Below are 17,830 nucleotides of genomic sequence, written 5' to 3'. Positions count from 1 at the left end.
CTCCCGGGCTGCCCCTTCACAACTTCGAGAACCCCCAAGGAACAAAGGAACACCATGTCTAAGCGCATCGACGTCAAAGACCTGAATGTCTACTACGGCAACTTCCTGGCCGTTGAGGACGTCAATATCAACATCCAAGCCAAGTCCGTCACGGCCTTTATCGGCCCGTCCGGCTGCGGCAAGTCCACCTTCCTCCGCACGCTGAACCGCATGCACGAGGTCCTTCCCGGCGCACGCGTCGAAGGCGAGGTCCTCCTGGACGGCGACAACCTCTACGGTCCCGGCGTTGACCCCGTGACAGTTCGTACCCAGGTGGGCATGGTTTTCCAGCGCCCCAACCCGTTCCCCACCATGTCCATCCGCGACAACGTGCTTGCCGGCGTGAAGCTGAACAACAAGAAGATCTCCAAGGGCGCAGCAGACGCGTTGGTGGAGAAGTCCCTGGTGGGCGCCAACCTGTGGAACGAGGTCAAGGACCGCTTGGACAAGCCCGGTTCCGGCCTTTCAGGTGGCCAGCAGCAGCGTCTGTGCATCGCCCGCGCCATTGCCGTTGAGCCTCAGGTGATCCTCATGGATGAGCCCTGCTCGGCCTTGGACCCCATCTCCACGCTGGCCGTTGAGGACCTCATCAACGAACTCAAGGACCAGTACACCGTGGTGATCGTGACCCACAACATGCAGCAGGCCGCGCGTGTGTCCGACAAGACCGCGTTCTTCAACATTGCCGGCACCGGCAAGCCCGGCAAGCTGATTGAGTTCGCTGACACTACCAGCATCTTCAACAACCCTGGCCAGAAGGCAACGGAAGACTACGTTTCCGGCCGCTTCGGATAAGGGCTCGCAGGCTCCGGCTTCTTGGGGGAGTCGGCTCATAACGACGGCGGCCGTCGCCTTGGGGGTACGGTCGCCGTCGTTTTTTCTTACCCAAGTAGGTAGCAGCAGTGCGCGTTTTGAGCCTTCATAACGCGCACTGCTGCTACTTACTTGGGTCTACAGGTCTGCGAGGGGCGAGAATGCGAGCTCCAGGATGAATGCCGCTGCTGCCGTGACCAGCGGCGTGGCCACCCAGAACAGCAGGATCCTCCTGACCAAGCGCCTGTTGACGGTGTGGAACCGCTGGTTGGTCCCCGCACCCAGTACAGACGCAGTCAATGTGTGCGTGGTGGAAAGCGGCAGATGGAAGCCGATTGCGCCGATGAAGAGCATCACGGACGTCAATGTTTGGGCCACGAAACCCCGCAGCGGATCCACACGGATGATTTTGTGGCCGAGTGTGTGTGAAATCCGCCAGCCGCCGAACATGGTCCCCGCCGTCAGCATGACGGCCGTCAGCAGCAGGATCCAGAGCGGCACGTCGCTGCCACCGGACAAACCTGCGGCCACCACGGCCAGCAGGATGACCGCGGCCGTGCGTTGGCCATCCTGCAGCCCGTGACCGAACGCCACTGCAGCTGCAGAGATCGCCTGCGCGCGCCGGAACCGACGGTTCACGACGTTCGGTTGCGTGTAGCGGGCAGCCCACGTTACCGGCCACACCAGCAGGTAGGCAGCCACGAAAGCGATAATGGGCGACAAAAGCAACGGCAGTGCCACTTGCGTGAGCAGGATGTTGTCCATTCCCCCTACCGCGTTGCCGCCCACGAGGACGCTTGCGGCACCCGCGCCTATCAGGCCACCCACGAGTGAGTTGGTGGAGGACAACGGGATGCCCCTCCACCAGGCGTAAACGCCCCACAGGATGGCCGCGGTGAGCGCGGAGGCCAACATAGTGAGGCCGCTGGTGCCTTCCGGCAGCGTGATCCAGGACTGGGTGAAGGCGAGGACGAAGGTGCCGCTCAGCATGGCGCCCACAAAGTTGAAGACGGCTGCGAGGAGCACCGCGATTGATGGCGTGAGGGCGCGGGTCCGCGTGGACAGCGCGACGGCGTTGGAGACATCGCGGAAGCCGTTAAGGAACGCGAACCCCGAGGCCAGGCCAACTACCAGGACCAGGAAGGCGATGGTCACGTCATGATTCCTTGACGATGATGCTGCCTACCTGCGTGGCGACCTTCCGCATGTCCTTGGTAACTTCCACCAACTGGTTGGCGATGTCCCGGTGCCGCGCGTATTGCGTGGATTTCATGTCCTTGAGCATCTCTGCCACCCAGATCCGGTGCGTCCGCTCCGCACGCTTGGCGAGCCGTAGGATCTCGATCCAGTAGTCCTCAAGTTCGTCGAGGTCCTCGAGTTTCCGCATGGCATTCACGGTGAGCTCGGCCTGCCGGCTGATGATCTCCAACTGGTCTGCTGCACGTTTGGGAAGCCGTTCCAGCTTGTAGAGGGCAACCAGCTCACCGGCGGCGTCGAGCTTCTCCATGGCCTCGTTGAGGTGGCGGGAGAGCGTGTACATGTCTTCGCGGGGGAGCGGGTTCACAAAGCTGGTGCGCATGTGGGTCAAGAGCGCGAAATGCAGGTCCAAGGATTTGGATTCATGCTCATGCAGTTCTTCGGCGAGGCGTTCATGCTCGCTGGCTGGGACGCCGAGGATTTCGGAAAGAGTTCCGGTGGCGGCCACGATGACTCCGGCCATCTGCGCGAGCAGTACGAGCCCGGCAGGTTCCTGGGGGAAAAGGCGCAGCTTCATTTCGCTTCCGGGCTGGGGACGGATGGGCTTGGGCGGCTTGACTTGACGCCGCCCGTATTGGTCCCAACTTTACCGGCACCGCGCCGACGTCTGGGAAGTGAGAGCCAACGTTGCGGGCACTTGTCCCCATTGGCGCTCCGCCATAACCGTGCGAGGCTCGGCAAGCGCCGAGTAATCCACTCAATGGGGCAATTATGCGACTGAACACTGTAGTGAAAATCACCGGCTCGCCGCAGGAGCGTTGCTGGCCCTGACCGCCTGCAGCGCAACGACGGCGAGCTCGACGGCGGTGGTTCTGAACTGTCGTCGTCTCCGTCCGGCTCAGCAGGGACGGTTAAAAGAAGCCTGGGCTCCGCGGCCGGCCCGGGCAAACTGCGTTCAGGCATAAAAATGGTGCCGAACCGGATACGCCTCTCGGCGGTAGGCCGCTCGAAGCGGCTGTAAGTTGAAGCCCGGGGGTTTCGCGGTTCGACACCAGTTTTAGTTTTCACCGTCAGGCGGGCTAAGTCAACATTGACAGTCCGGACCTGACGTGGGTACGTTTTGCCCCTTTATTGCCTAGTCCAGCTCTCCGAGGCGCCATGCATTGGCTGCGTGCTCGAGGTCTTCGGCCGTCTTCACCAGCTGGTGGGAATTGCGCGTGAGCTTGCTGGCGTGGCCCTCATTGCTGTGCTCCGCACCGTCGGCGAGGGTCGCCTGGCCGAGCGCCACTACGCGGCAGAACGCAGCGGAACGTTCCAGCGCGACGTCGAACTCGCCGTCGAAAGCGCCCGACAAAATAGCGTCAGCCATGGTCTTCATTTCGTCCGCTCCGGGCGGCTCCGCAGCGCCGGCCACCACGTTCGAGACCTGTGCGGTGTCGCGTCCGGCCCTGAAGTAGACCGAGATCTTCTCAGGGTTCTGGATGGTAGCGGCGCGGAGCGCGTAGAGCCGCCAAAGTGCGCCCGGAAGGCTTCGCGCGGGGCTCTCGGCCCACATCTCGGCGATGGCTTCGAGGCCCTGCTCGTCAGCCAGTTTCACCAGGCGGTGGGTGACCTTGGGGTCATCGCTGTCCCGGCCGCGTCTCACCAGCGCCTGGGCGGCGAGGTGGGCTGCCTCCGACACCCGGGCGGGATCTGCCCCACCGGCGAACGGTTCAAAATCGATGGGCGCGAAAGGCTTGGGTTTGTGGTGCCTGTTCGCTCCGCCGTACGCACGTGATCCTGGCTGTTCGCTCATGAGTTCACCGTACTCCTGTGCTCTGGTGGGGTCGAGTAACGGTTGCCGGGGCTGCCGTTCGTGCTGTCACCACCTACTTTGCCGCCGCCCCGGGCCCGACACGCCGCTGCCGCCGCGCGCCGCCGTCGAACTGTCTCCCAAAGCAGGTGACGACGGCACAGGGCGGCTTGAGGTCCGCAAGGGCCTTGACATTGGGGTACAGTATTCATGGCTGTTTCTACAGCTGGAGGGGCCTTTAGCTCAGTTGGTAGAGCATCGGACTTTTAATCCGTGGGTCGTGGGTTCGATCCCCACAGGGCCCACCCTCCAAGGCAGGCCGGAGACCTTGAGTCTCCGGCCTGTTTTTACGTTCGAGCCCGGATTCGTGCTATTGCTGACTGAGAACGCCGCTGATGCGACTTGGCTTGAGCAGATCGCCGCGGCATTCGAAACAGCCGGCAGCGGCTCCATGGCTGACACCACACTCAACAGCGCCCTCATACAGTACGCACCACCGGGCCAAATCGGTTTGAACGACATCGGGGCCTTAAACGCCGATCAACTGAAAGCCTGGCTCGCCGCACCTGCTAACAAAGACCGACTTCAGGGGCTGCTCGAACAACCAGGGCTGGATCCTGCAGTGATAGCTACCTGGTGGGCCGGTCTCGGCCACACCGTCGCTGACCGGGCAATTGAACCCGGCGAGGCTCAGTTGCTCCTGATCGACGCCCTCCCCGGAGTCATCGGGAACCTGAACGGAATCACCGCGACCGCCCGGAACCTCGCCAACCGCAAACGCCTCATCACCGAGCAGGACCGCATCAACGCCGAACTCGCCAAAACGCCTCAACTCCTGCCCGCCAGCCAAGGCATGTCCATTACCAACCCGGCTTGGACACTGCTGCAAACCCAGCAGCAGGCTCTTAACGGCATCCGTGGGGCTCTTGTCAACGCCGGAGTGGCGGGCGATGCTGTCCTGCTCGGATTCGACCTCACCCACGGCTCACCGAAGGCGCAGGTCTCTGCGGGTAACCCCGACACAGCTGACAACGTTACCTACGCTGTGTCCGGCATGAACATTACGCCTCAAAGCGGATTCAATGACTGGGCAACAAACGCCAACAACCTGAAGCGGCAACAACAGCGGCTTTTCCCTGGTGAGTCCTTTGCGGTGGTGGCGTGGATCAACTACGAACCGCCCACTGTTCCGACCGTAAACAGCGGCGACGCCGCCCGTGCCGGTGCCACCCGCTTCGTCACGGACCTTCAGGGGTTCAACGCCGTCAGAGAGGGTTTGGGTAACAGGACCCCCGAGACCCTAAACGTACTGGCCCATTCATACGGCACCACCGTGACGTCCAACGCCCTTGCCGCCGCGAAATTGAACGTCGCTTCCTTCACGATGCTCGGCTCCGCCGGAATAGAAAAAGAGATCCGAAACACCGGAGAACTTCACGTGCCCGCCGGGCAGGTCTACACCACCGAAGCCATCGGTGACGGCCTGGCCCAAATGGGCCGCTTCCAACGCCAGGATCCGCGCCTGGAATCCTTCGGCGCGAAGTGTTCTCTTCAGAAGAGGTCACGATCGACGGGACCCGTTATGAAGGCACGACCGAACACAACACACTGGTAAACGAAAAGGGCGGTGGCGGTTACGGGTACCTGGATAAGGGAACCACGGCTCTGTACGAGGCGGCCCTGACAACAACCGGCAACGGAGACCGTATCCTGCCAGGCGCACGACCCGTATCGCCACCGGCTGGATTTGCGGGCCGTTGAACAACTCAGGAAGAGTGAACTGCATGCCCCGTGAACCCAAGGCCCGGCTCAAGGCCCGCCGCATACTCGCCGGATTGTTCTGCGCGACTCTTGCACTGAGCGCCTGCACGCCCACCACCACGGAGAACCCCATGACCGGCTCAAGCAATCCCAGCGACCCCGCAACCGTCAAAGCCCAGGTCGAAGAACTCAAACAGGCCCTCGCGGACCTCCACGCCTTCAAAACGGAAACCCAAAAAGTCATCGGAACCCAGAAATGGGCGGATACAGACAACCCTGTCAACAGCGCCTGCAGCACATGCGACCGGGAAGACGGCGTGAACTACAGTATCCTGAGTCAAACTTCCGACCCCGTCGATCTGGAAGCGTCAGTAAACGTCGTCAGAACGTTCTGGGAATCCAAGGGCTTCACCACCCGGACCGAAACCAACCCCCGGGACCCAGGTCTCATCCGCCTCTACGCTGACGAGAACGGAGGACACCTTCTGTCCTACTACGCAAACATCAAAGGCTCCAGCCTGGAGATGGACACCGTCTGCGTCGCTGGAGACCAAACCGCAATCTACAAGGAGCTGTATCCCGAGATTTACGGGGTCCCTTCCAGCTCCAGTCCCTCACCTTCTGCGAAGTAAGCAGTCTGGTGCGCCTAAGGAACTGCCTGTGTTGCCTCGTGATGGAGTTCAGGCCATTAGGTCGCCTAAAAAGAGTGAACCACATGCCCCATTAACCCAAGGCCCGGCTGAAGGGCCGACGCGTACTCGCCGGATTGTTTGGCGCGACCATTGCACTGAGCGCCTGCACGCCCACGACCACGGAGAACCCCATGGCCGGCCCAAGCAATCCCAGCGACCCCGCAACCGTCAAAGCCCAGGTAGAAGAACTAAAACAAGCCCTCAAGGATCTCCGCGCCTTCAAAACCGAAACCCAAAACGCCGTCGGGCCCCAGAAATGGGCGGATAAAAGCCTCCGAAACATGGACTGCAGCACCCCTAAGGGAGAAGAGGGCGTGAACTACAGCGTCATGAGTCAGACCCTTGAAACCCTCGACATGGAATCGTCGGTCAACGTTGTCAAGACGTTTTGGGAATCCAAAGGCTTCACCACCCGCGTCGAATCAAGCCCAAGGGACCCAGGAAACATCCGTCTCTATGCCAATGAGAACGGCGGACATCTCGTATCCTTCACCGCTACCACTAAAGGCTTCAGCCTCGAGATGAACAGCGCCTGCGTCGCTGGGAACCAGCACGAAATCTACAAGGAGCTGGACAGGCAGGAGGCGAGCGCGAGTCCCTCGCCGAGTACCAAGTAGAGCTGTCGCGGAGTGATGGCTTCTGGGGGTGGCCCGTCCTGCCTCAAGCTCACGCGTGAGCTCTGGAGCGATTTCAGGAAAAGTGAACTGCATGTCCTATGAATCCAAGGCCCGGATAAAAGCCAGCCGCATTCTCGCCGGACTGGTCTTCGCGGCCATGGCGATGAGCGCCTGCACGCCCGCTGCCACGGAGAACCCCATGACCGGCTCAAGTAGTTCCAGCGATCCCGCAACCGTCAAAGCCCAGGTTGAAGAACTCAAGCAAGCCCTCGCGGACCTCCATGCCTTCAAAGTCGAAACCCAACAAGCCATTGGACCCCAGAAATGGGCGGACAAGAACCTCCGAAACATGGGCTGCAGGACACCCGACGGGCAAGACGGCGTGAACTACAGCGTCATGAGCCAGACCATGGAAACCCTAGACCTGGAGGCATCAGTCAATGTCGTCGGAACGTTCTGGGAATCGAACGCGACCGGGAGTGAGCAGCCGTTGCGCGACGATGGCCGCATGGGGACGGACTCCAGGGTCGACGCGGGAGTGCGTGCCAACCACTGTGAAACCGGCATCCTGCAACCGCGCTGACATTTCCTCAACAGGCCAGAAGAAGGCGGGAGTCACTGCATGCGGGAACGGCTCGACGGTCTGGCCTTCGAAGAAACCTAGCAGGAGGCCGCCGCCCTGCCTGAGGCACCGGGCAAACTCATCCAGAACCCTGCTGATGTCTTCAGGCTGGGTGTGAATCACCGAGTACCAGGCGAGGATCCCCGCCAGTGAATGGTCCGGCGTCGGCAACCGTTCAATGGGCCCGACAGAGAACTGAGCCTCAGGCCAGTGTTGCTTGGCGGTCTCAATAAACTCCGGCACCAAGTCCACGCCTTGGACGTCCACCCCGGCGGAGTGCAGGAAGGCTGTCCATTGCCCAGGCCCACAGCCGGCATCGATGACTTTCCCGGACAATCCCTGAGCCCATGACAACACAAGCTCCCGATCGGCCGGATGGGTACTGTTGATGGATCCGAACAACGAGGTGTACTCGGCTTCACGGGCTGAATAGGCGGCTCTTACAACTCCGGAAGACATGGGTCTCAGCCTAGGACCAGGTGCCCACAACAAGAAATCTCTTGACTCCCACACCGAAGCCGCGTCAGCATGGTTTCTATAACGTTGTAAATTGGCAAGCAGGGCAAGCAGCGCAAGCAGCAACCCAGCAGACAAGGACCCACCCTTTGGGAAACCACACCAACCCCACGGCCAAAATCACCATCGACCCCGCGTTCGTCGTCGGCCCGGTCAGGAGGAAGACGTTCGGCGCCTTCGTCGAACACCTGGGCAGGTGTGTGTACACGGGCGTCTTCGAGCCCGAGCACCCGAAAGCCGATGAGGACGGGTTCCGCACGGACGTCCTTGAGCTCACCAAGGAGCTTGGCGTCTCCACAGTCCGCTATCCGGGAGGCAGCTTCGTTTCGGGCTACCGCTGGGAAGACGGCGGTGGACCCAAGGAAGATCGGCCCACCCGCCTCGACCTCGCCTGGCATTCCAGCGACCCCAACCTGGTGGGTGCGGACGAGTTCGCCAAGTGGTCGGAGAAGGCTGGCGTCGAGCCCATGATGGCCGTCAACCTGGGCACACGAGGAACCCAGGAAGCCTTGGATCTGCTGGAGTACTCAAACATCAAGGGCGGAACGGCCCTGTCCGAACAGCGCAAGGCGAATGGCGCCGTCAAGCCCCACAACATCAAGATGTGGTGCCTCGGAAACGAGATGGACGGCTTCTGGCAGATCGGCCATAAGAAGGCGGGCGAGTACGCGCGGGTCGCTGCCGAAACGGCAAGGGCCATGCGCATGGTCAACCCGGATCTTGAACTCGTTGTTTGCGGAAGCTCGGCGCCCGGCATGCCCACATTCGGTGAATGGGAGCGCGTGGTCCTCAATGAGACGTATGAACTGGTTGACCTGATTTCGGCGCACCAGTACTTCGAGGATTTCGGGGACCTGCAGGAGCACCTTTCCGCCGGGCACCGGATGGAGGCCTTCATCAAGGACCTGGTGTCCCACATCGACCACGTGAGGTCGGCCACCAAGTCGACAAAACAGGTGAACATTTCCTTCGATGAATGGAATGTCTGGCACATGTCCCGCGACGAGTCCAAGGCGCCCACGGGGGAGGACTGGCCGGTGGCTCCTGTGCTGCTGGAGGACCGCTACACGGTGGCTGACGCAGTGGTGGTCGGCGATCTCCTCATCACGCTGCTGCGCAACACGGACCGTGTCCACTCAGCGAGCCTCGCGCAGTTGGTCAACGTAATCGCACCGATCATGACCGAGCCGGGCGGCCGTGCCTGGAAGCAGACCACGTTCCACCCGTTCGCGCTCACTTCGCAGCACGCCTCAGGCACGGTGCTGAACCTCGCCGTCGAATCACCGCAGCTGGCCAGTGAGAAAACGAGCGGCTTCACGTCGCTGTCTGACGTGGCAACGTACGACGCCGAAGCCAACCAGGCCGTGGTCTTCGCCGTGAACCGCTCGGCGGCCGCCTCGCCGCTGGGCTTCCGGCCGTGAGCTGGAGCATGATCCGCCTGGCGCTCAACTCCTAGGCAATAGCCTGCGACCCGTCGTGGAACATGGGATACGCCGAAATTGGTGTGACGGTGGCTGTTGGCGTTGGCTCCGGTGCCTGCGGTGCAGGTGCCGGAGCAGGCTCGTCGACGGTCAGGATTTCCATTGACTCCATGTCCAGCAGCCGGCGGCTCCCGGTGTCGTCCTGGAGCCAAAAAAGGTCGGTGCCGGCGACTGTTTTCACTACGGTGCCCCGATGATAAAGGCGGCCGTTGTGCCACGCCTCGATGAACTCGCCCGGCTTCAGCGCGTGTGGTTCATCCTGGCTTCCGGGCAAAGTGCCGAACGCCTGCGCCAGGCTTGCCTGTGTCTTCAGTGCCTGGAAAAGATCCCTGTTCACAATGCTCATGTCTGCACCCCTCAGCTGGCTGCGTCGTCTATGGGACCCAGCTTTCCGCATGTATGTTGCGGGCGCGTTGCAAGGGGATGAGCGATGTGTGACGGCTGGGAAGGAGCCGAAAAATCATTCCTCGAAGTTCGCTGAGATCCTTTGGTCCCCGGCCACTTTCGCGATGATGCCGGCCGCCACGGTCCTGAGCTTGATGTTCTGATGGCTCGAGGCCTGGGCGAGGATTTGGAAGGCTGCGTCACGGCCGCACCTGTTCTGAGCCATGATGATGCCGACGGCGGTGTCAATCGTCGCGCGGGACTCCAACGCGGCCGTGAGGTTATCGCGGGCATCCCGCAATTGCGCCATTTTCACGGCGAGGTGAAGCGCCTTGGCTCCGGTGGCCGTGACCCGCTCCGCGGCCATGACGTCTTCATGCGAGAAGCCGTGCGGGAGTGTGGAGTAGAGGTTCACCACAGCCGCCGCGGTGCTGTTCAGTTCCATGGGCACGGCCAAAATGGAGCCGACATCGGTTGCTGCGGCGGCTTTCATGTAATCCGGCCAGCGTTGTTCGGCATGAACGTCAGGGACGTGGGAGATGGTCCGGGTCCGTAGGGCGGTGAGGCACGGTCCATCGCGGAAACTACTCTGTATTTCATCAAGTCTCCGGGCGAGGGTATCGCTTTCCGCCACGGCCACCGATTTCTTCTGCCGGATGACCGTCACGCCGCAAGCGATGGTATTTCCAGTCTTTGTCAGCTTGCTCGCGATCATGCACGCGAAGTCTTCAAGAAACTCGCGAATATCCGCGTTCTCTACTAATAGATCCTGTAGTCGCACCAGGAAATCCGTCAGGTCCACTCCGGCTTGATTTTGAGCTGTTAGGGCTGTGTTGTTCTGGGCCATGAGGCCTCAATTCCAGCAACGCCGGAATACATGCATCCCGGCTGGGTGGCAGTGCGCTCGTATTCGCGCAAAGCCCGAATATCAACCCCGGTCCCAAGCCCCCGAAATCTCTTACGTCCGACAGTACGCCGATGCCAATCAACATGACAGGTGGCGGCCCATGATGGGATGTACTCAACCCGACAAACGAAGGATGCCCATGCCGAGTGCAGTCACCCTCATTCGCTCCAGCCAGCTCAGTTCCGTCGCTCAATACGCCTACGCGGCGACCGTGCCTGCAGATGCCCGGCTGATCTTCCTGGCGGGATCCTGCCCTTTGAACGAGGATGGCTCCACGGCGGGAATCGGGGATTACAAGGCCCAGACAGAGAAGGCAATCGACAACATGCGCCTCGCCTTGGAAGCTGCCGGAGCGGGAATCCAGGACGTCGTTTCCACCCGCGTCCTGGTCGCCTCAACGCAGCAGGCAGACCTGGTAAAGGCATGGGAGGTAGTGCGTGCTGCATTCGGCGATCACGATGTCCCCAGCACCCTGATGGGCGTCACCGTCCTCGGCTATGACCACCAGTTGGTAGAGATAGAAGCCGTCGCCGCCGTGATGGGCGCCGTATAAACGGCCGAATCTGCAACGATGTATATCAACCTAGAGAGGGAGCACCGGCATGGCCGTTACCATGAACGACGTCGCACGCACGGCGGGAGTGTCGTTGAAGACAGTCTCCAACGTCATCAACAACTATGAGTTCATCCGGCCAGCCACCAAGCAACGCGTCCTTGATGCCATTGAGGAGCTGGAGTACGAAACCAACCTCACGGCCCGCAGCCTCCGATCCGGTAAGACCAACATGCTCGGCCTGGTTCTGGCCGACCTCTCCATCCCGTACTACGCCGAGCTCGCCTCGGACATCATGAAGGCGGCGTGGGTCCGCGGCTACCGTGTTTTAGTGGAGCAGTCCGGCAACGAGGCAGAGCACGAGAAAGCGGCACTCCAAGGCCAATTCCGCAGCCTCACCGACGGTCTCTTATTCATTCCCCTCGCGCTTGACGCCGAGCAGATCCTCGCCGCTGCCGGCAAGAAGCCCCTGGTCCTCCTGGGCGAATTCGTGCAGGACACGAGGCTCGACATGGTCCTCATCCAAAATCAGGAGGCTGCCGTCGCCGTCACCACGCACCTGCTGGCGGGCGGCCGCCGTCGTATAGCCGTCCTGGGCGCGCACGACGGCGACACAACGGGCAGCAACGGCCTGCGCCTTGAGGGGTACAAGGCTGCGCTCGCTTATGCCGACGTGGAGTATGACCCGGCCTTGGTGGTTGCGTGCGATTGGCGCCGCGACGGGGGTGCTGGTGCCATAGCGAGGTTGCTGGACAGCGGCGTGAAGTTCGACGCCGTCTTCGGACTCAACGATGCCCTCGCGTTGGGGGCGCTGCACGAACTGCTGATCCGCGGAAGGAGGGTCCCGGAGGAGATCGCCGTGGCCGGTTTCGATGACATTGATGAGGCGCGGTTCGCTTCGCCGTCGCTGACCACCGTGGCGCCGGGGCGGGCGGAAATTGCGGAGCGCGCCGTCGAACTTCTCATCCAGCGGATTGAAAGCAAAGACGCCGCGCCCACTGCCCAGCAGCCGGAAGCGGCGTTCGAACTGCGAGTCAGGCAGTCCGCGCCGTAGGGGCTTGGCTTCGGGGGCCAGTGTCCCGGCCGTTAGTGTTTGAGGAATGAACGTGATCCCAGCTGCTGTCATCACCCCTGCCATCGTGATCGACGTCGATGTCCTTGACCGGAACATCGAACGGATGGCGTCGAGCATGCGCGGGCGTGGGCTCGGGCTCCGTCCACACGTGAAGACGCACAAGACGCTGGAGATCGCGCGCAAGCAGCTCGCGGCGGGGGCGGTTGGCATTACGGTGGCCACGATTGGGGAAGCCGAGGTCTTCGCGGCAGATGGAGTGAAGGACATCTTCATCGCCTATCCGCTCTGGGTTGAAGCCCCTCACGCGGAACGCCTTCGCGCCTTGGTGGCATCCTGCGGTCTTGCGGTCGGCGTCGATTCGGCTGAAAGCGCGACGGCGATGGGTTGCCAACTCGGGCCGGATGCGGGACGCGTTGAGGTGCTGATCGAAGTGGACAGCGGACACCACCGTAGCGGCGTACTGCCGGAAGAGGTGGTGGATGTTGCCCGCGCTGCCGCCTCTGCTGGCTTGAACGTGGCAGGGGTCTTCACGTTCCCCGGGCACAGCTACAAGCCCGGCATGCCCACCGGCGCGGCCAGCAACGAGAATGAGGCACTTGGCCTGGCCGCTGAGGGTTTGAGCCAGGCCGGCTTTGACGTGAAGATCATCAGCGGCGGATCCACGCCTACTGCCCTGATCTCCGGGGATTCCGCAGCAACTGAATTGCGGCCGGGTGTCTACGTGTTCGGTGACGCCCAGCAACTGGAACTGGAACGCTGCAGTTGGGACGACATCGCACTGACCGTCGCCGCCACCGTGGTCAGCCGCCACGAGGCAGCAGGAAGGAACGTGCGCCGCGTTGTGGTGGACGCTGGCAGCAAGATCCTGGGCAGTGACCGCCCTGACTGGGCCACCGGATACGGGCGGCTTCCTGAGTTCCCAGAGGCCCGCGTCACGGCGTTGTCCGAACACCACGCAACCGTTGTCTGGCCGGATTCTTCGGAATTGCCGCCCTTGGGTACACGGCTCCGGGTCATCCCCAACCACGTCTGCCTTGCCATGAACCTCGTGGACGAGGTCACCGTAGTGCGGGATGGATCCGTAGTGGAGCAGTGGAACGTGGCGGCCCGCGGACGCAACAACTAGGTACCGTTTTGGTACCATTGATTCATGGCTATGAATTTGCGTGTCCCGGAAGACCTTGATCGACGGCTGGAGAAGTTGGCGGCAGAGGAACACACATCCAAGTCCGCGCTCCTGTTGCAGGGGGCGGAGTTGGTTCTACAGCGCCATGCTCGAAGACGTGAAATCAGTGAAGGCCTTGACTTCGTCATGAGTCATGATGCTGAGCTGCTGACGCGCCTTGAGGACGCGTGACAGCGTTCCTGGACATTGAGGACGCCCTTCAAGTCGTCGATCGGTACGGCTTCCATATCCGCGATGTTGGCTTGCTGGCCTCGGCGTTGGCCAGGCCGTCTGCAACTGTCATGGGTGCGGAGGCTTATCCTGATCTTGCTATGAAGGCGGCCGCTTTACTCGAATCCGTCGCGCGGTTCCATGCACTTATTGATGGGAACAAGCGGACTGCGTGGACGCTCATGGCGCTGTTGCTTTGGGTCAACGGATATAGGCATGACTTCACCACCGATAAGGGCTTCGAGCTTGTCGTTGGAGTCGCCGCCGGCATCATCGAACTGCGGGAATCTGCCGCCGAGATTTCTCAGCACTTGGTGGCCCGCTAGTGTCTTGCCGGATCAATCATGCGTTCGCCGGAACGCTTTCGAACACCGTGTGGAACTCCCTGTTGTGGTAGACCAGCGGTCCTGAGCTGGACGGATTGGACCGGATCTCCAAAACCCTCGCCGCCAGTAGCACCGAACCGCCCAGCGGCGCCCGGTGGATGATTTCACAGCGCAGCGCCCACTGGGCCTCCCGTAATAGAGGCTCTCCTGTGGGCAGCACCTCCCAGTCCATGCCGTCCGTGAAGCGCGGGGCTGCGGGGTCTGCGAAGGTGCGAACCAATTCCAACTGGTCAGCGCCTACAAGGTGGACCACGATTGTCTGCGCGGAAGCGATGATGGAAGCTGAGCGGCCGCTGGTCACAGAGAACGCCAGCGTCGCTGGATCCACCGCCACTGATGCCACTGAGGATGCCGTCAGCCCTACTGCTCCTTCTTGCCCGGACGCAGTGACAATGGCGACTCCTGCCGGATGAGAGCGAAAAGCGGCCCTGAAAAGCTCGCCGATTGGCTCCGAGGGCAGGGGTTTGTGGTGGGTCATTCATGCACCTTCGTGGGACTAGTCGGGATGGTGCCCCTTTGGGAGCGCACACCTGTCTGATGCTATGACCTCAACTTAAGTTGAGGTCAATTCCTGAGAATCCGACCCCGGACCGAGACGGTTTGGAAACGTAGTCGAAACTTCTGCTCCCTACGCTGGTCACATTCTGTCCAGATGCCCGGCGTCCAAGGAGTAACCATGCATCTTTTGCCCCGTGAGCAGGAGAAACTCATGATCGTGGTGGCCGCTGACCTCGCCCGCCGCCGCCAAGGGCGTGGGCTGAGGCTGAACTACCCCGAGGCCGTGGCGGTCATCAGTTACGAGCTCATCGAAGGCGCCCGGGATGGCCGAACAGTGGCCGAACTCATGAGCTACGGAACCACCCTCCTCCGCCGCGAAGACGTGATGGAAGGCGTGCCGGAGATGATCCGCGACGTCCAGATCGAAGCCACCTTCCCTGACGGCACCAAGCTCGTCACCGTTCACAACCCCATCCGATAGGAGCCCCATGATCCCCGGTGAATACAGGCTCCAGCCCGGTTCCATCGCATGCAACACAGGACGTGAGGCGATCGCCGTCGAGGTTGTGAACCGCGGCGACAGGCCCGTCCAAATTGGCTCGCACTATCATTTTGCCGAAGCGAACAGCGCCTTGGAATTCGACCGCGAAGCCGCCTTTGGCCGCCGACTGGACATCCCTGCGGGCACCGCTGCGCGCTTCGAACCTGGTGACAGGAAGACGGTTGGGTTGATCAAGCTCGCGGGGTCCCGTGAGGTTTTCGGCCTCAGCAACGCAGTTAACGGAAAGCTCGACGGCGGCGCTCGCCTGAATGGGTCTGCTTCGGAAGGAGGCATCAAGTGAGCTTCGAGATTCCCCGCCGACAGTACGCCGAACTGTACGGTCCGACGACGGGCGACGCCATCCGCTTGGCCGACACCGAGCTGTTCCTTGAGATTGAGAACGACTACACGGTCTACGGCGAAGAAGTGGTGTTCGGCGGCGGCAAGGTCATCCGCGACGGCATGGGTCAGAACGGCCAGCTCATCCGCGCAGAGGACATCCCGGACACCGTGATCACCAACGTGATCGTCCTCGACTACACCGGCATCTACAAAGCCGACATTGCCCTGAAAGACGGGCACATCTTCAAAATCGGCAAGGCCGGCAACCCGCAGATCACCGACGGCGTGGACATCGTGATCGGCGCCAGCACGGAAATCATAGCCGGTGAGGGGAAGATCCTCACCGCGGGCGGGATCGACACTCACATCCACTTCATCTCTCCTGAGCAGGTCCCGGCAGCACTGTGTAACGGCATCACCACGATGGTGGGCGGCGGCACCGGCCCGGCAGAAGGAACCAAGGCCACCACCATCACGCCCGGCGCCTGGCACATCTCGCGGATGCTGCAGGCCGCTGAGGGGCTCCCGGTCAACATCGGCCTGTTCGGCAAGGGCCACGCGTCCGCCGTCGAGCCCCTCGCGGAGCAGATCCGCGCTGGTGCCGTCGGGCTGAAAGTCCATGAGGACTGGGGTTCCACCACGTCCTCCATCGACATGTCCCTGCGCGTCGCCGACGAATTCGACGTCCAGGTGGCCATCCACACCGACACCCTCAACGAGTGTGGGTTCGTGGAAGACACCATCCGGGCCATCGACGGCCGAGTCATCCACACCTTCCACACCGAAGGCGCAGGTGGCGGGCATGCTCCGGACATCATCAAGATCGCCGGCCTGCCCAACGTGCTCCCGGCCTCCACCAACCCCACGCTGCCGTACACGCGCAACACCATTGAAGAGCACCTGGACATGCTCATGGTCTGCCACCACCTCAATCCGGACATTCCGGAAGACGTGGCCTTCGCGGACTCCCGCATCCGGGCCGAAACCATTGCTGCGGAGGACGTGCTTCACGACCTCGGCATCTTCGCGATCACGTCCTCCGACTCGCAAGCCATGGGCCGCGTGGGGGAAGTAGTGACGCGGACCTGGCAGGTGGCGGACGCCATGAAGCGACAGCGCGGGGTACTGAAGGATCCATCCGGAACGGCACACGGATCCGCCGAATCGGACAACTTCCGACTCAAGCGCTACGTGGCCAAATACACGATCAACGCGGCCATTGCCCAAGGCATGGCGGACGTGATCGGCTCCGTGGAGGCGGGTAAATTCGCAGACCTCGTCCTCTGGGATCCCGCGTTCTTCGGCGTGAAACCCGAACTCGTCATAAAAGGCGGACAAATCGCCTACGCACTCATGGGCGACGCCAACGCATCCATCCCCACACCGCAGCCACGCACCATGCGGCCCATGTTTGCTACGTACGGCAAAGCCCTCCAGCAAACATCCATCACGTTCCTGTCCAAGGCCGCCATCGACGCCGGAGTGCCAGCCGAACTGGGCCTCGAACGCATCATCAAACCCGTCTCCGGCATCCGCAACCTCACCAAAGCGGACCTGAAGTACAACGGCGAAACCCCGGACATCGCCGTCGACCCCGAAACCTACAAAGTGACGGTCGACGGCGTCGAAGTCACCTCCCAGCCGTCCGAGGTGCTGCCCATGGCGCAGCGCTACTTCCTCTTCTAGGAGCTTCCGTGATCATCGAAAAAATCCTGGGCAACCTGCACGAACTACCCGAGGACTACGCAGGTCACCACAAAGAAAAAGTGGTCCTCCCCAGCGCCCTGCTGGTCAAACGCATTCAACGCGTCACTACCGACCACGGCAAAGAACTCGGCATTCGCCTTCCGAGCGGAAGCGGCGACCTCCGCGACGGCGACATCCTCGCCATCGACGACAACAACCTGATCGTTGTGTCCGTGCTGCCCACCGACGTCCTGGTAATAGGGCCGCGGACGATCCACGAAATGGGGGTTGTGGCCCATTCGCTCGGCAACCGGCATTTGCAGGCACAGTTCTTCGACGGTTCGTCCGAGTATGGGGCCGAGGTCACGGTGTGCCAGTACGACCACACGGTCGAAGATTATCTGAAGAGCGTCGGCGTCCCCTACGACAGGCAGGAACGGGTCATGCCGGTTGCCTTCCGCCATGCAGAGCATTCGCACTAAAGCTAAGCAGCCGGTCAGCTTGGGTGCGCGCGCTTGCGCTTCGCTGGGAA

Annotated in this window: 21 protein-coding genes, 1 tRNA gene and 1 pseudogene; 16 read left to right on the top strand and 7 right to left on the bottom strand. The window is 61.8% G+C overall.

Going from position 1 to position 17,830, the window contains the following annotated elements:
- Positions 1-54: 54 nt before the first annotated feature.
- Entirely contained in the window at positions 55-834 is a 780-nt protein-coding gene (gene pstB, locus AC0J5Z_RS01015) for a phosphate ABC transporter ATP-binding protein PstB (RefSeq protein WP_011772968.1), read from the top strand.
- A 156-nt stretch (positions 835-990) separates the two neighbouring features.
- On the opposite strand, the gene AC0J5Z_RS01010 is transcribed toward pstB, so the two are convergent.
- The 3 genes from AC0J5Z_RS01010 to AC0J5Z_RS01000 all read right to left on the bottom strand — a co-directional run bounded on the left by AC0J5Z_RS01010 (position 991) and on the right by AC0J5Z_RS01000 (position 3,844).
- On the bottom strand, positions 991-2,007 hold the full coding sequence (locus AC0J5Z_RS01010) for an inorganic phosphate transporter (protein WP_475036846.1): 1,017 nt from the start codon (positions 2,005-2,007) through the stop codon (positions 991-993).
- 1 nt (position 2,008) lies between these two features.
- Complete coding sequence (locus AC0J5Z_RS01005; RefSeq protein ID WP_475036845.1) at positions 2,009-2,626, bottom strand: DUF47 domain-containing protein; 618 nt, start codon at positions 2,624-2,626, stop codon at positions 2,009-2,011.
- 558 nt (positions 2,627-3,184) lie between these two features.
- Entirely contained in the window at positions 3,185-3,844 is a 660-nt protein-coding gene (locus AC0J5Z_RS01000) for a hypothetical protein (protein ID WP_475036844.1), read from the bottom strand.
- Positions 3,845-4,073: 229 nt separating this feature from the next.
- Here AC0J5Z_RS01000 and AC0J5Z_RS00995 point away from each other — a divergent pair.
- The 5 genes from AC0J5Z_RS00995 to AC0J5Z_RS00975 all read left to right on the top strand — a co-directional run bounded on the left by AC0J5Z_RS00995 (position 4,074) and on the right by AC0J5Z_RS00975 (position 7,494).
- Positions 4,074-4,146, top strand: a tRNA-Lys gene (locus tag AC0J5Z_RS00995).
- Positions 4,122-5,456: an alpha/beta hydrolase gene (locus tag AC0J5Z_RS00990; RefSeq protein ID WP_475036843.1), complete on the top strand. Its 1,335-nt coding sequence runs from the start codon at positions 4,122-4,124 to the stop codon at positions 5,454-5,456. The genes AC0J5Z_RS00995 and AC0J5Z_RS00990 overlap by 25 nt, the downstream gene beginning before the upstream one ends.
- A 169-nt stretch (positions 5,457-5,625) precedes the next feature.
- Positions 5,626-6,234, top strand: coding sequence for a hypothetical protein (locus AC0J5Z_RS00985; protein ID WP_475036839.1), 609 nt, complete (start codon positions 5,626-5,628; stop codon positions 6,232-6,234).
- 191 nt (positions 6,235-6,425) lie between these two features.
- A complete protein-coding gene (locus tag AC0J5Z_RS00980) occupies positions 6,426-6,911 on the top strand; it encodes a hypothetical protein (RefSeq protein WP_475036836.1) in 486 nt (161 codons plus the stop codon).
- A 91-nt stretch (positions 6,912-7,002) separates the two neighbouring features.
- The gene (locus AC0J5Z_RS00975; RefSeq protein WP_475039856.1) at positions 7,003-7,494 is read left to right on the top strand and encodes a hypothetical protein; all 492 of its coding nucleotides are present in this window, start codon (positions 7,003-7,005) and stop codon (positions 7,492-7,494) included.
- Between the two features lie 24 nt (positions 7,495-7,518).
- Here AC0J5Z_RS00975 and AC0J5Z_RS00970 read toward each other — a convergent pair.
- A pseudogene (locus AC0J5Z_RS00970) lies at positions 7,519-7,992 on the bottom strand (class I SAM-dependent methyltransferase); the annotation flags it as partial.
- A 146-nt stretch (positions 7,993-8,138) separates the two neighbouring features.
- Between AC0J5Z_RS00970 and AC0J5Z_RS00965 the strand changes: the two are divergent.
- The gene (locus AC0J5Z_RS00965) at positions 8,139-9,470 is read left to right on the top strand and encodes an alpha-N-arabinofuranosidase (RefSeq protein ID WP_475036834.1); all 1,332 of its coding nucleotides are present in this window, start codon (positions 8,139-8,141) and stop codon (positions 9,468-9,470) included.
- Between the two features lie 31 nt (positions 9,471-9,501).
- Here the strand turns inward: AC0J5Z_RS00965 and AC0J5Z_RS00960 are convergent, their stop codons facing one another.
- A complete protein-coding gene (locus AC0J5Z_RS00960; protein ID WP_475036832.1) occupies positions 9,502-9,876 on the bottom strand; it encodes a hypothetical protein in 375 nt (124 codons plus the stop codon).
- 114 nt (positions 9,877-9,990) lie between these two features.
- Positions 9,991-10,761, bottom strand: a complete 771-nt coding sequence (locus AC0J5Z_RS00955; RefSeq protein WP_475036831.1) for an ANTAR domain-containing protein — start codon at positions 10,759-10,761, stop codon at positions 9,991-9,993.
- Positions 10,762-10,960: 199 nt separating this feature from the next.
- Here AC0J5Z_RS00955 and AC0J5Z_RS00950 point away from each other — a divergent pair, with 199 nt between their 5' ends.
- Genes AC0J5Z_RS00950 through AC0J5Z_RS00930 form a run of 5 tightly spaced genes read left to right on the top strand, consistent with a single transcriptional unit; the run spans position 10,961 to position 14,171 of the window.
- A complete protein-coding gene (locus AC0J5Z_RS00950) occupies positions 10,961-11,374 on the top strand; it encodes a RidA family protein (RefSeq protein ID WP_475036829.1) in 414 nt (137 codons plus the stop codon).
- A gap of 49 nt (positions 11,375-11,423) precedes the next feature.
- Positions 11,424-12,428 (top strand): LacI family DNA-binding transcriptional regulator, encoded by a 1,005-nt coding sequence (locus tag AC0J5Z_RS00945; RefSeq protein ID WP_475036828.1) that lies wholly within the window; start codon positions 11,424-11,426, stop codon positions 12,426-12,428.
- A gap of 46 nt (positions 12,429-12,474) precedes the next feature.
- The gene (locus tag AC0J5Z_RS00940; RefSeq protein WP_475036825.1) at positions 12,475-13,575 is read left to right on the top strand and encodes a D-TA family PLP-dependent enzyme; all 1,101 of its coding nucleotides are present in this window, start codon (positions 12,475-12,477) and stop codon (positions 13,573-13,575) included.
- A gap of 24 nt (positions 13,576-13,599) precedes the next feature.
- The gene (locus tag AC0J5Z_RS00935) at positions 13,600-13,806 is read left to right on the top strand and encodes a ribbon-helix-helix protein, CopG family (protein WP_223941739.1); all 207 of its coding nucleotides are present in this window, start codon (positions 13,600-13,602) and stop codon (positions 13,804-13,806) included.
- Positions 13,803-14,171 (top strand): type II toxin-antitoxin system death-on-curing family toxin, encoded by a 369-nt coding sequence (locus AC0J5Z_RS00930; protein WP_475036822.1) that lies wholly within the window; start codon positions 13,803-13,805, stop codon positions 14,169-14,171. The genes AC0J5Z_RS00935 and AC0J5Z_RS00930 overlap by 4 nt, the downstream gene beginning before the upstream one ends.
- A 16-nt stretch (positions 14,172-14,187) precedes the next feature.
- Here AC0J5Z_RS00930 and AC0J5Z_RS00925 read toward each other — a convergent pair whose 3' ends face one another.
- Positions 14,188-14,709 carry a flavin reductase family protein gene (locus AC0J5Z_RS00925; RefSeq protein WP_475036819.1) on the bottom strand — a complete coding sequence of 174 codons (522 nt, stop codon included), beginning with the start codon at positions 14,707-14,709 and terminating at the stop codon, positions 14,188-14,190.
- 198 nt (positions 14,710-14,907) lie between these two features.
- Here AC0J5Z_RS00925 and AC0J5Z_RS00920 point away from each other — a divergent pair, with 198 nt between their 5' ends.
- The 4 genes from AC0J5Z_RS00920 to ureE are packed head-to-tail and all read left to right on the top strand — an operon-like array spanning position 14,908 to position 17,780.
- Complete coding sequence (locus tag AC0J5Z_RS00920) at positions 14,908-15,210, top strand: urease subunit gamma (protein ID WP_475036817.1); 303 nt, start codon at positions 14,908-14,910, stop codon at positions 15,208-15,210.
- A gap of 7 nt (positions 15,211-15,217) precedes the next feature.
- Positions 15,218-15,571, top strand: a complete 354-nt coding sequence (locus tag AC0J5Z_RS00915; protein ID WP_475036814.1) for an urease subunit beta — start codon at positions 15,218-15,220, stop codon at positions 15,569-15,571.
- Positions 15,568-17,298, top strand: a complete 1,731-nt coding sequence (ureC, locus tag AC0J5Z_RS00910; RefSeq protein WP_475036812.1) for an urease subunit alpha — start codon at positions 15,568-15,570, stop codon at positions 17,296-17,298. Before AC0J5Z_RS00915 ends, ureC begins: the two co-directional genes overlap by 4 nt.
- 8 nt (positions 17,299-17,306) lie before the next feature.
- Entirely contained in the window at positions 17,307-17,780 is a 474-nt protein-coding gene (gene ureE, locus AC0J5Z_RS00905; RefSeq protein WP_475036809.1) for an urease accessory protein UreE, read from the top strand.
- The last annotated feature ends 50 nt before the right edge of the window (positions 17,781-17,830 follow it).

The organism is Paenarthrobacter sp. TRD_SC_7, from assembly GCF_056156245.1.
This window is presented reverse-complemented; position numbering and strand designations above follow the sequence as displayed.

Coding starts and splice junctions, on each gene's coding strand:
- AC0J5Z_RS00975 (WP_475039856.1), top strand. CDS start 7,003: ATGTCCTATGAATCCAAGGCCCGGATAAAAGCCAGCCGCATTCTCGCC.
- AC0J5Z_RS00960 (WP_475036832.1), bottom strand. CDS start 9,876: ATGAGCATTGTGAACAGGGATCTTTTCCAGGCACTGAAGACACAGGCA.
- AC0J5Z_RS00980 (WP_475036836.1), top strand. CDS start 6,426: ATGGCCGGCCCAAGCAATCCCAGCGACCCCGCAACCGTCAAAGCCCAG.
- AC0J5Z_RS00920 (WP_475036817.1), top strand. CDS start 14,908: ATGCATCTTTTGCCCCGTGAGCAGGAGAAACTCATGATCGTGGTGGCC.
- AC0J5Z_RS01000 (WP_475036844.1), bottom strand. CDS start 3,844: ATGAGCGAACAGCCAGGATCACGTGCGTACGGCGGAGCGAACAGGCAC.
- pstB (WP_011772968.1), top strand. CDS start 55: ATGTCTAAGCGCATCGACGTCAAAGACCTGAATGTCTACTACGGCAAC.
- AC0J5Z_RS00955 (WP_475036831.1), bottom strand. CDS start 10,761: ATGGCCCAGAACAACACAGCCCTAACAGCTCAAAATCAAGCCGGAGTG.
- AC0J5Z_RS00985 (WP_475036839.1), top strand. CDS start 5,626: ATGCCCCGTGAACCCAAGGCCCGGCTCAAGGCCCGCCGCATACTCGCC.
- AC0J5Z_RS00945 (WP_475036828.1), top strand. CDS start 11,424: ATGGCCGTTACCATGAACGACGTCGCACGCACGGCGGGAGTGTCGTTG.
- AC0J5Z_RS00935 (WP_223941739.1), top strand. CDS start 13,600: ATGGCTATGAATTTGCGTGTCCCGGAAGACCTTGATCGACGGCTGGAG.
- AC0J5Z_RS01005 (WP_475036845.1), bottom strand. CDS start 2,626: ATGAAGCTGCGCCTTTTCCCCCAGGAACCTGCCGGGCTCGTACTGCTC.
- AC0J5Z_RS00925 (WP_475036819.1), bottom strand. CDS start 14,709: ATGACCCACCACAAACCCCTGCCCTCGGAGCCAATCGGCGAGCTTTTC.
- AC0J5Z_RS00940 (WP_475036825.1), top strand. CDS start 12,475: ATGAACGTGATCCCAGCTGCTGTCATCACCCCTGCCATCGTGATCGAC.
- AC0J5Z_RS00915 (WP_475036814.1), top strand. CDS start 15,218: ATGATCCCCGGTGAATACAGGCTCCAGCCCGGTTCCATCGCATGCAAC.
- AC0J5Z_RS00950 (WP_475036829.1), top strand. CDS start 10,961: ATGCCGAGTGCAGTCACCCTCATTCGCTCCAGCCAGCTCAGTTCCGTC.